The 12,491-nt window shown below is 56.1% G+C and carries 17 protein-coding genes; 12 read left to right on the plus strand and 5 right to left on the minus strand.

The window, feature by feature from the left end; all coding sequences use genetic code 11:
- The first annotated feature begins 88 nt into the window (after positions 1–88).
- The 4 genes from HB633_RS29885 (at position 89) to HB633_RS29900 (ending at position 3,563) form a co-directional block, all read left to right on the plus strand.
- Entirely contained in the window at positions 89–1,000 is a 912-nt protein-coding gene (locus tag HB633_RS29885) for a site-specific integrase (protein ID WP_213781738.1), read from the plus strand.
- A gap of 94 nt (positions 1,001–1,094) precedes the next feature.
- Complete coding sequence (locus HB633_RS29890; RefSeq protein ID WP_213781739.1) at positions 1,095–1,262, plus strand: hypothetical protein; 168 nt, start codon at positions 1,095–1,097, stop codon at positions 1,260–1,262.
- 589 nt (positions 1,263–1,851) lie between these two features.
- The gene (gene umuD, locus HB633_RS29895; RefSeq protein ID WP_213781740.1) at positions 1,852–2,295 is read left to right on the plus strand and encodes a translesion error-prone DNA polymerase V autoproteolytic subunit; all 444 of its coding nucleotides are present in this window, start codon (positions 1,852–1,854) and stop codon (positions 2,293–2,295) included.
- The gene (locus HB633_RS29900) at positions 2,292–3,563 is read left to right on the plus strand and encodes a Y-family DNA polymerase (RefSeq protein ID WP_213781741.1); all 1,272 of its coding nucleotides are present in this window, start codon (positions 2,292–2,294) and stop codon (positions 3,561–3,563) included. Before umuD ends, HB633_RS29900 begins: the two co-directional genes overlap by 4 nt.
- Positions 3,564–3,900: 337 nt before the next feature.
- On the opposite strand, the gene HB633_RS29905 is transcribed toward HB633_RS29900, so the two are convergent.
- Positions 3,901–4,917, minus strand: coding sequence for a capsular polysaccharide synthesis protein (locus HB633_RS29905; RefSeq protein WP_213781742.1), 1,017 nt, complete (start codon positions 4,915–4,917; stop codon positions 3,901–3,903).
- A gap of 488 nt (positions 4,918–5,405) precedes the next feature.
- Here HB633_RS29905 and HB633_RS29910 point away from each other — a divergent pair, with 488 nt between their 5' ends.
- The 7 genes from HB633_RS29910 (at position 5,406) to HB633_RS29940 (ending at position 10,451) form a co-directional block, all read left to right on the plus strand.
- A complete protein-coding gene (locus HB633_RS29910) occupies positions 5,406–5,621 on the plus strand; it encodes a hypothetical protein (RefSeq protein ID WP_213781743.1) in 216 nt (71 codons plus the stop codon).
- A gap of 73 nt (positions 5,622–5,694) precedes the next feature.
- On the plus strand, positions 5,695–5,994 hold the full coding sequence (locus HB633_RS29915) for a hypothetical protein (protein WP_213781744.1): 300 nt from the start codon (positions 5,695–5,697) through the stop codon (positions 5,992–5,994).
- A 3-nt stretch (positions 5,995–5,997) separates the two neighbouring features.
- Positions 5,998–7,968, plus strand: coding sequence for a DNA ligase D (ligD, locus tag HB633_RS29920; RefSeq protein WP_213781745.1), 1,971 nt, complete (start codon positions 5,998–6,000; stop codon positions 7,966–7,968).
- Between the two features lie 19 nt (positions 7,969–7,987).
- Positions 7,988–8,413 carry a hypothetical protein gene (locus tag HB633_RS29925; protein WP_213781746.1) on the plus strand — a complete coding sequence of 142 codons (426 nt, stop codon included), beginning with the start codon at positions 7,988–7,990 and terminating at the stop codon, positions 8,411–8,413.
- A gap of 53 nt (positions 8,414–8,466) precedes the next feature.
- Positions 8,467–9,282 carry an exodeoxyribonuclease III gene (gene xth, locus HB633_RS29930; protein ID WP_213781747.1) on the plus strand — a complete coding sequence of 272 codons (816 nt, stop codon included), beginning with the start codon at positions 8,467–8,469 and terminating at the stop codon, positions 9,280–9,282.
- A gap of 189 nt (positions 9,283–9,471) precedes the next feature.
- A complete protein-coding gene (locus tag HB633_RS29935; protein WP_213781748.1) occupies positions 9,472–9,927 on the plus strand; it encodes a hypothetical protein in 456 nt (151 codons plus the stop codon).
- Between the two features lie 92 nt (positions 9,928–10,019).
- The gene (locus HB633_RS29940; protein WP_213781749.1) at positions 10,020–10,451 is read left to right on the plus strand and encodes a hypothetical protein; all 432 of its coding nucleotides are present in this window, start codon (positions 10,020–10,022) and stop codon (positions 10,449–10,451) included.
- 155 nt (positions 10,452–10,606) lie between these two features.
- Here the strand turns inward: HB633_RS29940 and HB633_RS29945 are convergent, their stop codons facing one another.
- Positions 10,607–10,831: a hypothetical protein gene (locus tag HB633_RS29945; protein ID WP_213781750.1), complete on the minus strand. Its 225-nt coding sequence runs from the start codon at positions 10,829–10,831 to the stop codon at positions 10,607–10,609.
- A gap of 66 nt (positions 10,832–10,897) precedes the next feature.
- Positions 10,898–11,197 (minus strand): flagellar transcriptional regulator FlhD, encoded by a 300-nt coding sequence (gene flhD / locus HB633_RS29950; RefSeq protein ID WP_213781751.1) that lies wholly within the window; start codon positions 11,195–11,197, stop codon positions 10,898–10,900.
- Positions 11,198–11,465: 268 nt separating this feature from the next.
- Here flhD and HB633_RS29955 point away from each other — a divergent pair, with 268 nt between their 5' ends.
- Complete coding sequence (locus HB633_RS29955; protein WP_213781752.1) at positions 11,466–11,786, plus strand: hypothetical protein; 321 nt, start codon at positions 11,466–11,468, stop codon at positions 11,784–11,786.
- Between the two features lie 85 nt (positions 11,787–11,871).
- On the opposite strand, the gene HB633_RS31080 is transcribed toward HB633_RS29955, so the two are convergent.
- A complete protein-coding gene (locus HB633_RS31080) occupies positions 11,872–12,192 on the minus strand; it encodes an SOS response-associated peptidase family protein (RefSeq protein WP_255581285.1) in 321 nt (106 codons plus the stop codon).
- A complete protein-coding gene (locus HB633_RS31085) occupies positions 12,158–12,448 on the minus strand; it encodes an SOS response-associated peptidase family protein (RefSeq protein ID WP_255581286.1) in 291 nt (96 codons plus the stop codon). Before HB633_RS31085 ends, HB633_RS31080 begins: the two co-directional genes overlap by 35 nt.
- Between the last annotated feature and the right edge of the window lie 43 nt (positions 12,449–12,491).

The following is a 12,491-nucleotide window of genomic DNA, read 5'->3' on the forward strand; positions in this document are numbered from 1 at the left end:
TTGCCGGGCGCCCTCGTTTTGATGACGGGATGTGCGAAGCGCAGCTTCGTATATATTGGGCAAAGCGCAATTTCAGTATATCTATTTTATGAATGACTTCGATTGGCTAAACGATCCGCAAGCGGCGTACGACGAATGGCAGCGAAACGACGCTGTCGGCGCGGACCGGCGGCCATTTGCTGAACAGTCAATTACTCAACATCGATCCATGTTCGCGCGGTTCCACCGACACCTTGCGACCCACGGCAAGACGGTAACCACCTTCGGCTCGGCAGAGATCGACAATTTCTTTAACGCGCTTGCCCGCGACGCGCGCCCAGATACGACGACGCAACTCCGTTACCTCAAGCTGATTGATCGCGTCTCGCGTCACCTGGTGGCAATGAACGTGCGCAAAGACAACCCTGCCTCGTTAATGCTCGTTGGCCAGGCTTGGCCGGAAGACGAGCCGACCCCAGTCTTCCTGTCAGAGGACGATGACAAACGCCTGCAAGATGTGTGCGTCGCGCCAGCGGATGCTCCGTTCAAGCAGCTTCGAAGCGTGGCGATCGTCGCCCTCTTTCTGGGTACGGGTATTACATCGGCCGAATGCCGGCAACTTGATCTCGATGACCTGGACGTCGCAGGTCTTCGACCTGATGTGTATGTAGAGAAACGTGGACCGCGCATCGCTCGGCGTGTGCCACTCGAGCCGTTCTGCGTCGATGTTCTTCGCGCGTACGTTTCAGCGCGGCGGTTGCTTGCATGCTCGACTCGCTACTTGTTCGTGGCAACCGCAACGGGCAAACCGATGAAAGACGACACCTTGGGAAAGTCCGTTAGAAGCGCGCTGGGAAATATCAAAGTGACGGCGGCCGACATGAGTCCCCGCCTTCTTCGAAACACGTATGGGCGCCGGCATATCGCAGCGGGGGGCACCAACGAGCAAGTCAGTAATTTGCTCGGGCTGTCGAGCCATAGGACCACCGCGAGGTTGCGCCAGACGCTTGACCTTTCCTAGAGCAGCGACTTGAACGGTGCTCGGCCTAAACCTTTTCGTGCTGTTGGACGCCAAGCTCAGCAAACCATTGGGCATACGGCGTGTTTTTCGCCAAATGCTGATTCAAGTCCGGCGCACCGTCCGTCCACCAGACGGGACCTCGCTCCCCGAGTTGATTCTTGATCAGGTCAATTCGTTTCCGCGCGGCCACGCGGCGGGCGTGGTCGCCAAGGCGCATTGCTACTCCCTTCTCGCGGCGAGCTCGCATCAGCTCATCAACTAACGTTTGTCTGAGCTCATCCGGTATGGACGGATTCGTACATCGCCACAGGCGCCCTTTAACAACGAAGTAGCGACCGTCCGGCGTAGTGAGTTTGTTTGTTTTCAAGGCTGCGTATGTTCTCAATTTTCAGGGGGCGCCGGACGTCGATATCGCCCGAAGGCACGCACAAATGGTGGCCTGCCCCATAACATCCAGTACGTGATGGAGTTAGCCGGCGCTGTTTCGCTGACTGCACCGCATGGAGGTACCAACGCAACTTCCGTCACACCCAAGGCAGAAGTGGGTTCAATACATCCGTACCTGCAGTCCACTTGTTTTGCTCCTCGACCGATGGCGTACCCACATCATGGCCGTTCTCACGTGCAAAGAAGGTCGGCACTCTCGCTTTTCCTCGGGCTACCGCCTCGTCGACCGTAGCACCAAATGCGCTGCGCAGACTAGCAACGAGCGCAGCCGTTTTGGGCATTAGATGTGATTTCCGTCGCGCTGCTCCACTCATAAAAAGCTCCGATACGCAATTAAAAGGGCCAAACCGCGACAACGAAACGTCGTTATAGAATACTGTACATCCATACAGTAATTTACGTTTATGAGCCGCCCTATCCCGATTGCCGATGATGCTGACGGCTCATACCTCATTGAAGTGCTCGCTAAGGTGCCTGCGGGCTTCCCGAGCCCCGCACAAGACCACACGCAAAAGCGTATCGACCTGAACGACGTACTGGTCCTGAATCCCATCGCGACTTTTCTATTTCAGGTTGAAGGCGATTCGATGGTCGACGCTCGGATCTTCGATGGTGACCGTCTGATCGTTGATCGATCGGTCGAAGCAGCACATGGACGTATTGTCCTTGCATGCATTGACGATGAGTTCACGGTGAAGCGCTTGTACAGACGGGCTGGGATCGTGCGCTTGCACGCGGCGAACCCGGCATACGCACCAATCACGTTTGTCGAAGGTCAAGAGATGACGGTCTGGGGCGTGGTCACGTGGAATCTACGGCAGTTGCTTCATCTGCGGAAGCAACGATGACCACGTTCGCCTTGATCGATGGCAATAACTTCTATGTCTCTTGCGAGCGATGCTTCAATCTATCGCTCATCGGAAAACCAGTCGTTGTGCTTAGCAACAATGATGGGTGCGCAGTCGCGAGGTCCCAAGAAGCCAAAGCGCTCAAAATAACAATGGGACAACCTTGGTTCCAGCTTCGTGAACTGGAGCGGAGCCATGGCTTGATTGGATTGAGCTCGAACTACGCGCTCTACGCAGACTTGAGCGATCGCATGATGTCGGTGATCGGCCAGTATTCTCCGGTGCAGGAGATCTACTCGATCGACGAATGTTTTCTCGACCTTGGCGGATTTCGCTTCGACTTGACGGCGTATGCGCTTCAAATTCGCGCACAGGTCTTGCAATGGGTGGGTATCCCAACCTGCATCGGGATCGGCCCGACGAAAACGCTGGCCAAAATGGCGAACCACCTTGCTAAGAAAAACGTCGGTCGAGCCTGGAACGGGGTGTGTGATATCGGCACGCTCGACGCCGATGAGCGCGATAGCATCTTCGCGCTTGTTGATGTCGACGAGGTATGGGGCGTGGGACGTAAGATCGGTGCGCGCCTCAAAGAAATGGGCATCGAGTCTGTCTTGCAGTTCAAACTAGTAAGCCCTTCTTTCATCCGGAAGCAATTCTCAGTCGTTCTCGAGCGGACTTTGCTCGAACTCAATGGCATCGCCTGTTACGGGTTCGAAGATGCCAGCCAGCCCCAAAAACAGGTCTTGTGTTCACGCAGCTTTGGGCGCGTCGTATATACGCTCGACGAGCTTAGCCACGCGGTAACGCAATTTGTTGCGACAGCCGCGCAACGGTTACGTCGCCAGGAACTGAAGGCCAATCAGGTACAGGTGTTCATTCGCACCAGTCCGTTCAAAAAGGACGAGCCCCAATACAGCCGTGCAATCAATGTTCCGCTCGTGTCGCCGACATCGGACACCCTCACTCTCGTTGACTCTGCCCTTCTCGGACTGCGCCAGATATACCGCGAAGGTTTCCGCTACGCGAAGGCAGGTGTGTTGCTCCATGAGTTACAGGCAACGTCAGTCGAGCAAGGCGAGCTCTTCGGGCGGGACGCAACACGTCAGACCAAGCTCATGCTCACGCTTGATGCGATCAACGGCAAGTATGGCCGCGGCACCATGAAAATCGGTGCGGTCGAGCAGCGTAGGACGTGGCACATGAATCAAGACCGGCGAAGTCCTTGTTATACAACCGATTGGACTGCGCTACCGAAGGTGCGCTAAAAAGATATGCGGCGATCAATCCACCGCATTAGGAACCTATGCGCCCTAGAAACACCGCAGCGAGCGCGGCAAGTGGCAGTACCATGCTGGCTACGACAAATGCAAAGGCAACCCACAGTTCGTGGTTCCGGGTCAGATCACCGCTAGCCGCTAATCTGCGTCGTTGGAATCGCGTCATGTGTAGCCTCCCTGTGGATTCTCGTAGTGAGAGCTACTTTCGTGCCTGTCTGACACTGGCTCGCTGCTCGTTCCGAATCTGAATGACGGCCTATCCCATTTCTTCCATTCCGCGCAGATTCGAATTGGACGTCCCGGAACGAACCGGTTGTTCAAGATGCTATGCGTAGTTGGGGACGCCGAGTTCTCCTAGAATCGACTCACAGTGCACGTCGCCGCGCTGTAAGCGCTCTTCCAGCGGACGCCAGAGCAAGCTGATTAGTTTGGTGAGCGGCCTGGCGGATGGACGTGTCTCGTCGATGCCAGAATCGCACAGCCAGCTACAAACGCGATCCGGATCCCAACCGCGTGAATGCGTTTCCCAAAACGCATCCATCTCGGCAGGTATAAGTGATAGCCGTCCGCCTTGTTCTCGCATCACCCACTGGGCAGCAGCATGACAGGCGAAGTAGTGGGGCGTGTCAGCGAACCCTTTTAAAAGATCTGAGACAGCAACTCCCGATATCAAGCGGTCGAAATCGGCAATGCCGTCGCGCGTCAGCATCGCATCGAAGATCTGCCACCACCGCTTCACGAAAACGCTGCCCGCGGGTGCTGCCAGGAACCAATTTTCCAACATCGGATACGTCGTATCGTACGTACGCTCCAGGTTGAAATAACCGATGAGATCGGGTCGATCGAGTGCGGACAGGGCTTCAACAAACGATAGTGGCGTAGGAACGGTCGTATTACCGTCGGCCGGTAAATTGGCGTCCAGTGAGCTGGACAAAAGCGTAGTCGCATCCATCCACACCCCTCCAAACGTTGCCAATACCGCGAGCCTCACCCAGTCCGACTGAACGTGCGGTGACCATGAGGCGAAGCTATTTGGTATCGGCGGCATCCCCGCCGGAAGGCATGCGGGATTTAGGAGGTGAATACGGTAGGCTGGTAAATGTTTGCGCCAGCTGGACAGGCACGCGTCAGCAATCAACGGAAGCGGCGTACCTTGCCAGTATGTCCAGAGCACCCGAGGTATCGTCGATAACTTGCTACAAAGATGCCGGTGTTGCGTGACGCTCTCACGCAACTTCGGGAGAACGTCCTTGCCACCCTTGGACGACCAGCGTAGCACTGGCAGCAAATCAAGCGCCGCTCTATCCACTCCTACGGCATCAACGACAACCAAACTTCTCATACGGCGCGCTCATTATTCTAAATGCGGGTGAACACCGTCTTAGGTGGGCGAGTATTCACGGCGATTACACTGCTCCCATTACGCCAGAAGCCTTGTCAGATTCAGAAAAAATTACGCTGGACCCACTTCCGGCGCTTCCCTACTCTCCACCCAGCGCTTAGCCCACGACAACGCCTGGAACTCGGCGTCAACGGGAGACCGATGACGGCCAAGGCTCGAGAAAGCGTACCGTCGTCGCTCATCATGCGCGGTTCCGGGCCGCTCGAGCAGCGCGGCTGCCACATACTCGTTTCCCTCTACGACACTGATCGTGCGGATTTTCCATCCTCGGTACAAGACTTGTTCCATCGCCGCCGTTCCTGTTCGAGTCCCAGATTTAATCGCCCTGCGCATTTTTCAAACCACGCTTACCGAGTATGGGGTTTAAACCTTACGGGAACGGAACGGCGTTTGCTATTCCGATGAACCTAACCAACGGAGAAATGACTATGGCAGGCGATAATTCCTACAAAACCGGCGAAATCGTGAAGGTTTCCGGCATTTACTCAGTCGTCCACGAGGATGGCAAGGGTACGTTCGAAGTAACGTGCGTTGATGGCGAGCACTTTCCGCCCACGCGTAGCGGCAAGGGTGCCCACTTTGAGCTGAAATATGGTGCGACGCACTCTCACAAGCATGGCGACTTGAAGGGCATCGAAGGTTAATGACCGGAGCCAGGTGGGCTTTTCCTGACGCCATCGTTAAATAAATTGGTCCTGTTGCTTGCGGAGCCTACTGATGACCATGGATCTAGCCCACCTTAAACACGAATTTACGGCAACACTTAAAGATCGGCCACGCGGCACAACTGCCAACATCACCGAGCACACCGTGATCTTTTTGGATGGCAAAGAGGCGGTAGGCGTTCACCTCATCGCCGATCCTCCTGGGTTCGAAGGCCGGTTTGAACTTGACGACTACTTCCTTGGAGATGCTCACGAGCACCTGACGCATTGGTTCGAAAACCCTGAATTTTCATCACGTCCGGATCTCGTCGCGTGGCTGGATGCTGGGATGGATAAATCCACGGAGCTTTAGTCCATGGCCGGGCGATGGAATAACTCAAACAAGAAACCGCCCAGACGGGCCGCAAAGGAACCGCCAGGCGTAACACCTTCACTGATCGAGCCGCAGTTAGCCACGCTCCTCAATTGCCCGCCCACAGACGGAGACTGGTCGTATGAGATCAAGTTCGATGGCTACCGAATGCTTGCGCGCGTCGAAGCTGGTAACGCACAGCTTTTTACCCGCAATGGCCACGATTGGTCCGATCGGATGCCCAAGCTCTGCGCGGCGCTTAAGACCCTTCCTGTCGACAACGCGTGGCTTGACGGCGAAGCGGTTGTGCTCGACGCGGCCGGCACGCCCAACTTCAATGCGCTCCAGAATGCATTCGACCGTCGTAGCACTGCAGAAATCGTGTTGTTCTTTTTCGACCTGCTGTACATCAACGGAACAGACCTCAGAGAACAGCCACTTAGAGCACGGCGTGAACACTTAGCCGCGTTACTCGGCGAAGTCCACACCGATGCGTTGCGCTACTCGGAAGACTTTGCCCAAGACCCCGAATCGCTTGTGGCGTCAGCGTGCAAGATGAAACTAGAGGGAATCATCGGAAAGCGAGCGGACGCGCCTTACCGCTCCGGACGCTCAACCGATTGGGTGAAGCTCAAGTGCCTGCTCAGACAGGAGTTTGTCGTTGCTGGATTCACACGCCTGCGAGGCGCGAAGACCGGCATCCGTGCATTGTTGCTTGGCGTGTACGAGCCGGATGGATCGTTTCGATTTGCCGGTACGGCACAGCAAAACCTGCGCCCTTCGCAGATCGCCGCACTCGAAAAAAACGCGAAGGGCTTGGTGCGCAAAACGAGCGCCTGTTACAACGCGCCGGCGCCGGAAAAAGACCGTGATCACGTTTGGCTGGAGCCCCGGCTCGTTGCAGAATTATCGTTTCTGGAGTGGACACCGAACGGCGAAGTCCGGCACCCGGTGTTTCATGGGATGCGCGAGGATAAACCCGCGACCGCCGTCACGGAAGAGCCAGTAGTGGATGTTGAAAACGGAGAGCCAGTCGGGGCGCAAACTGGCTCCACGCGGGTCCAGCCTGGCCGCCGCGGTAACGTCACCCTATCTGGCCAGAAAATCTCCAACGCCGAGCGTGTGATCGATCCCGTAACAGGCATGAAAAAGATTGATCTGGTCCGGTATTACGATGAGATCGCCGAATGGGCGTTGCCCTATCTACAAGACAGGCCAGTCTCCCTAGTACGCGCGCCAGACGGCATCGAAGGCGAACTATTCTTCCAAAAGCATGAGGAGCGGATGCGCATCCCGGGGATCACCAAGCTGCCCGTCGCCTTGCACCCGAATCATCCATCATTACTCGCTGTTGACGTGCCGGAAGCACTCATAGGTTTAGCTCAAATGAATGTCATCGAGCTTCACAGTTGGAATGCCGTGCAACCGGACCTGGAACATCCTGACCGATTCGTGCTCGATCTGGATCCTGATCCAAGCCTCTCGTGGAAAATGATGAACGAGGCCGCTCAGTTGGCCAAGGTGCTGCTTGATGAGGTTGGATTGAAGTCTTTTATCAAGACCAGCGGTGGCAAGGGCTATCACATCGTCATCCCGCTCACGCGGCGCCAAGGGTGGGATGAAGTGAAAGCCTTTTCCCAAGGCATTGCCCGGCACATGGCCAAGGTGATGCCCGACCGATTTTCTGCTGTGCTGGGTCCGAAGAACCGCGTTGGGAAAATCTTCATCGACTACCTGCGCAACAGCAAGGGTGCGAGTACGGTCGCGGCCTTCTCCGCGCGCGCCCGCTCCGGCATGGGCGTCTCGATGCCGATCGCGTGGGAAGAACTGCCGGAAATCAAGGCGGCCGACCAGTGGACCATTCACAGCGCGATCAAACGTCAGCGCGCTTTGGGCGCTGACCCCTGGCAAGGATACGCGCGTTGCCGACAGGGACTGACCGTCGCCATGAGAAGAGCGATCGACCTTAAGTAGCATCACAAACGGAGAAACGATGGACGATGGAATCGAGAGACGCGCCCTGCTGCTGCATTTGGGCGACGTACTGGAAGCATCTGCGTGCGTGATGAAATGCGCAAACCGGTTCAACACCGTTGGCGAAGCAGTCGGGCAAGAGGAATCCCTGATGAGTTTTACCATCCTCCGCATGGTCGACGCGGAAATCACGCCGTACGAGTTTGCGAAACGAGTAGCGAGCGCGTTCTTCCTTTGGCCGAAGCTGCTCCTTGATGAAGCGATCAACCGACCGTTGCTCGCGAACCTCGTACAGCACGATCTCTTCCACGGAAATCAAAGCGGCTGGGAAAGCTATGTCTCCGAGCTCCGACATCAAGTGCCGTGGTTTGCTGACGGATTGGACCAGGTGCCTGAGGGGCGGTCCGGGGAAAGCGTTGCGGTGTGGCCACCCACTGCGCATTGATCTAACGTTGGCAGTCGCCCGAATGTCACGATCCGTTTTAGGAGACAGCGAATATGCCGAAACTAAAGATCGCTACGTTCAACATCAACGGAGTTCGCTCGCGCCTTCCATCGTTGCTAACATGGTTGGCCGAGGCGTCGCCCGACATCGTCTGCCTGCAGGAGCTGAAGGCTGTCGATTCCGCGTTTCCCATCAGCGCGATCAACGACGCCGGCTACGGCGCGATATGGCACGGGCAAAGCGCTTGGAATGGCGTTGCGATCTTGAGCAAGGGTTCGGATCCCATCGAAAGTCGCCGAGGCCTGCCCGGTGATCGCGCTGACAAGCAAAGCCGTTATATCGAAGCGGCTGTCTCGGGAATTTTGGTTGGTTGTCTCTACCTACCAAACGGCAATCCGCAGCCAGGTCCCAAGTTTGACTACAAGCTTGCGTGGTTCGAACGGCTGATCGAATACGCGCAGTATCTGATGGATAGTGGTCACCCCGTTTTGCTCGCCGGCGACTACAACGTAGTCCCTACTGACGAAGATATTTATAACCCGCGCTCATGGCGCGACAACGCTTTGCTACAACCTGAGAGCCGGGAATGCTTTCGGCGGCTCGTGGCGCAGGGATGGGCCGACGCGCTGCGCATCGTGCACGGGGATGACCGAATTTATACGTACTGGGATTATGTCCGCCGGCACCGTGGGAAAGATTTCGGTCTAAGAATCGATCATCTTCTGCTCAGTCCGGCGCTTGCCTCGCGCCTCGCTAACGCATCTGTCGACGCGTGGGTCCGCGACCTTCCGAACGCCAGCGACCACGGCCCGACCTGGATCGAGATCTCGCCTCAGAAAACTGCACGGAAGATTAAAACCCCAAAATGAAATTGTCGTTCGGGGAACTCAGAGCACCTATCTAGGAGCTTGAGGAAGCGGATTTCGAAGGCATTCGTTCACTGGACGACGGGAGGATGCGATGGTGGTGACCGCTCCGTTGCCTTGACTTTGATTGGCCATGAGTAGCTTGAGTTGTGCGTCTGACATTTGGGTCTTACGCATAACCATAGGCAAATCATGACTTATCAAGGAAGCTTTAACGACCTGATCTACCCCCAGATCGATCGCACTCCCGCTGTTGCTCGTTACCGGATTGCATGTTTCCACGACGGGACCGCCAACCGCGCAGTCATCCATCTTGATCGTTTCGCGAACCCCGCGTTGTCTTCTCAGGAAATCGACGCCGCTATTGACATCGTGCTGAACAAGATCATTGACCTACAATTCATCGGCGTACGCATGGATCACGTGCATCTGGTCGTTGAGACAGACGATGGCGTCTTTGAATACCCGATCGACTTCGACGCGAACGAGTTTCATCAACGCGGCAACGCTTCCGCTGTTCAAGGCTCGGGCACGACCCAGGCCGTGAGCATCGACAGGAAGGACGTCGTCGGGGGCTCCGTTGGCTTCTTCGCGTTGCCAGGGGCGCGTCACGCGTTGAGCGCGGCCGTTGAAGGCGCTTTGCGATAGTTGGCGCCATTTAACTCGGCCGCGTCGCCTCAATGGCGCGGGCGGACCAGCGGCGATTCGCTTCGCCGCTTTCACAACGAGAAAGGTTTGCGATGAAGCAATGTGTTGTTACTGTCGAAGTCATGACGGCCGAATGGGGCCTTGTGCAGGTGTTCCAGAAGAGTCTGCAGCATGATATTGCCAAGGGGAAAATCGGAGCCGCCGCCATGGATCCGCGCGCGATCGCGGAATTGGACGCTGTTAACCCGTGGGATTTGGCAATCACCGTCTGGAATGACGTCGAAGACGAAGATCGGTATCTCGCGGTATATTTCCCCGCCAGCACTGCCTGTCAGGCGATTGCTAAGCACTTTCAAATTGACGCGGGATTGTTGCGGCGAGCGACGACGCCGGCAGAAGTCCACCGCCTGTGCTCCGAGCAGGAGCGCCACTATGCAAAAGCAATGCAACCCTTAGGTTTGCATAAAAATTCTAAACTTTCAGTGATTGACCGTGAATTTTTTGTACGAGAAGGCCAGCATTGATGCGTCGCCCCAAATCACCGCTACGGGCTTTCGGGCACGCGCTCGACTTAAGCGTGTTGGCGCGGACGATATGGTTGAGCAGGGAAAGTACGCGCCGGACTTAGGAATTTTTTCAACCTCGGACGAGGCGGTGAACTGTGCTCGGCAATGGGCTATCACCTACTATGATCAGCACTGGTCTTGATTGCCTCAGCTGTTAAGACCCGTTCGACGTCTTTAGCAAATTCGAGCGCGATTGTTTCCCAATCGGGCGAATCAACCGGCAGATCTCGGGGTATGGTCTTTCCCTGTGCAATGCGAATTGCGACGACAGTTTCAGCGAGAGCGGTCGCCTGCGCAGTTAGCTCGGCATCACCAAACAATGGCAACTCACTGTCCATTCCATCCCCGCTTAGTGCCCCGCCACCCACGAATCAAATCACGCAGAACCCCATATTCTCAGGGGCTTAGTGGGCGAATTCCAACATTGATTCCGTAGGCACCGCTTTCATCTGATCGTCGGCCCGAGACAAGGATGACAGCATAGACTGATCATCGAACCGGAAAGCGCACAGCAAGTGCGGCGCGGTTGCAAGCTTCACGATTTGTGCCATCGTCAAATTAACGAGGATATCGGCCACCTGGCCTGACAGGCCAAGTCGAGCCTCGCCTACCGAACGGTCCAAGCGCAGCATTATTTGCGCGAGCAGAACGTACGAGAGGTTAATTTCTCGAATGGAGTCAGCAGAATCATTTCCGGAGTTCATGTCCTCACCTTTCACTTCGAGATCAGCCTGGGCATACCGGCAACTTTACCGATATTTCGTTACATCTCGTAACATAGCCCATTCTCCGTTCCGTCTGATCTATACGCAATAGCGCTGAAAAATATATCTTATTAAGCGAACCCTTAAGCGGTATGTATTGCTGGATGTGCGCCGGCCTCTTAGACATTTCGTGCATTTCAGATGCTGCGCCTATTCACATCCGCATGCCGCTATGTACTGTTCATCCATACAGTTTTTTTGTGCCGTCATGCCTAAGAAGCTTCCCCACTTTGCTGCGGTCGATTTAAAGGAAATGCGCCGCTTCTGGAAGCAATACCGCGGCAACGAGGACGTCGAGCGGCTGCTGCTTGAGATCCAGCACAACCGCAACCTCATCCACGAGCTCGAGGACTATTTCCAGACCATCCTCAAGGTGTGGCAGGCCGAAGGGCGCGGCCAGCTTGTTGCGATGGAAAAGACGCGTCTGCTCTACGTGATGGAGCGCTCGCGCTTTGGCAATCTCCAAGGGCTGCATGTCCCGACCAATCGCCGCGGGGAGGACGACCCCGAGGCGATGGAGATGGTCTAGCCTTGGTCGATGGGCTCATTGAACGCCGGCTCGTCGTTGCCGACCTTGTTCACGCCTTTGCTTACGCGAAACCATTTAAACGCCTCTACTGGCGTGGCGACAGTGTTGGCCAGGTGGTTCGCCTCTTCAAAGGTGGTCTTTGGGTCCAGCCATTCTTTCGCTCGGCCGTAAGCACTAGCGGCCGACGATCGTGAATGTCGAGCATGCCTGCGTCCGAGGCGTCAGTCACGATTACAAAGCCATCGCCGTCGTGGTATTCGCCTCCGGGCGGGATGGTTGAGAGCCCGGCGAAGAACAAAGGCTTGCCATCAAACGGCTGGATGAAATACGGCTGCTTGGCGTCCTCCTCGAGCACCCACTCATACCACCCGTCAGCCGGCACAATCACGCGGCTGCTCTTCCACATGCGCTTCCGGCGCTGAACTGTTTGCCTTGTCGAGCCGTGCGTTGATCATCATGGGCATTTTTCGCGCAACAGCCCAAGCTGGACGCCATCCCCAGTGTTCAAGCTTCGGCCCGTCAGGGAAGATCACTGCTTGTTTGGTGCCCGGGCCTACGTTCCAGCTCGGGCGAAAAGGGTCGGCTTCCGGATAAATCATGTCGGGCATGAGCGGCACAACATATTCGAGGCCGCGACGAGCGCGTGAAAAACGACCGCACATAGGGCATCCTTAAACCGAGTGAATCAAAAAGTTCGTCAGCTGA

Source organism: Caballeronia sp. dw_276 (genome assembly GCF_018449635.1).
Lineage (GTDB): Bacteria > Pseudomonadota > Gammaproteobacteria > Burkholderiales > Burkholderiaceae > Caballeronia.

Bases quoted from the DNA above. Each gene is read 5' to 3' on its own strand.
- HB633_RS29940 (WP_213781749.1), top strand. From the start codon at position 10,020: ATGAAGCAATGTGTTGTTACTGTCGAAGTCATGACGGCCGAATGGGGC.
- HB633_RS29925 (WP_213781746.1), top strand. From the start codon at position 7,988: ATGGACGATGGAATCGAGAGACGCGCCCTGCTGCTGCATTTGGGCGAC.
- HB633_RS29935 (WP_213781748.1), top strand. From the start codon at position 9,472: ATGACTTATCAAGGAAGCTTTAACGACCTGATCTACCCCCAGATCGAT.
- umuD (WP_213781740.1), top strand. From the start codon at position 1,852: ATGAGCCGCCCTATCCCGATTGCCGATGATGCTGACGGCTCATACCTC.
- flhD (WP_213781751.1), bottom strand. From the start codon at position 11,197: ATGAACTCCGGAAATGATTCTGCTGACTCCATTCGAGAAATTAACCTC.
- HB633_RS29900 (WP_213781741.1), top strand. From the start codon at position 2,292: ATGACCACGTTCGCCTTGATCGATGGCAATAACTTCTATGTCTCTTGC.
- HB633_RS29910 (WP_213781743.1), top strand. From the start codon at position 5,406: ATGGCAGGCGATAATTCCTACAAAACCGGCGAAATCGTGAAGGTTTCC.
- xth (WP_213781747.1), top strand. From the start codon at position 8,467: ATGCCGAAACTAAAGATCGCTACGTTCAACATCAACGGAGTTCGCTCG.
- HB633_RS29890 (WP_213781739.1), top strand. From the start codon at position 1,095: ATGCTGATTCAAGTCCGGCGCACCGTCCGTCCACCAGACGGGACCTCG.
- HB633_RS31080 (WP_255581285.1), bottom strand. From the start codon at position 12,192: ATGTGGAAGAGCAGCCGCGTGATTGTGCCGGCTGACGGGTGGTATGAG.
- HB633_RS29885 (WP_213781738.1), top strand. From the start codon at position 89: ATGAATGACTTCGATTGGCTAAACGATCCGCAAGCGGCGTACGACGAA.
- HB633_RS29955 (WP_213781752.1), top strand. From the start codon at position 11,466: ATGCCTAAGAAGCTTCCCCACTTTGCTGCGGTCGATTTAAAGGAAATG.
- HB633_RS29945 (WP_213781750.1), bottom strand. From the start codon at position 10,831: ATGGACAGTGAGTTGCCATTGTTTGGTGATGCCGAGCTAACTGCGCAG.
- HB633_RS31085 (WP_255581286.1), bottom strand. From the start codon at position 12,448: ATGTGCGGTCGTTTTTCACGCGCTCGTCGCGGCCTCGAATATGTTGTG.
- ligD (WP_213781745.1), top strand. From the start codon at position 5,998: ATGGCCGGGCGATGGAATAACTCAAACAAGAAACCGCCCAGACGGGCC.
- HB633_RS29915 (WP_213781744.1), top strand. From the start codon at position 5,695: ATGACCATGGATCTAGCCCACCTTAAACACGAATTTACGGCAACACTT.
- HB633_RS29905 (WP_213781742.1), bottom strand. From the start codon at position 4,917: ATGAGAAGTTTGGTTGTCGTTGATGCCGTAGGAGTGGATAGAGCGGCG.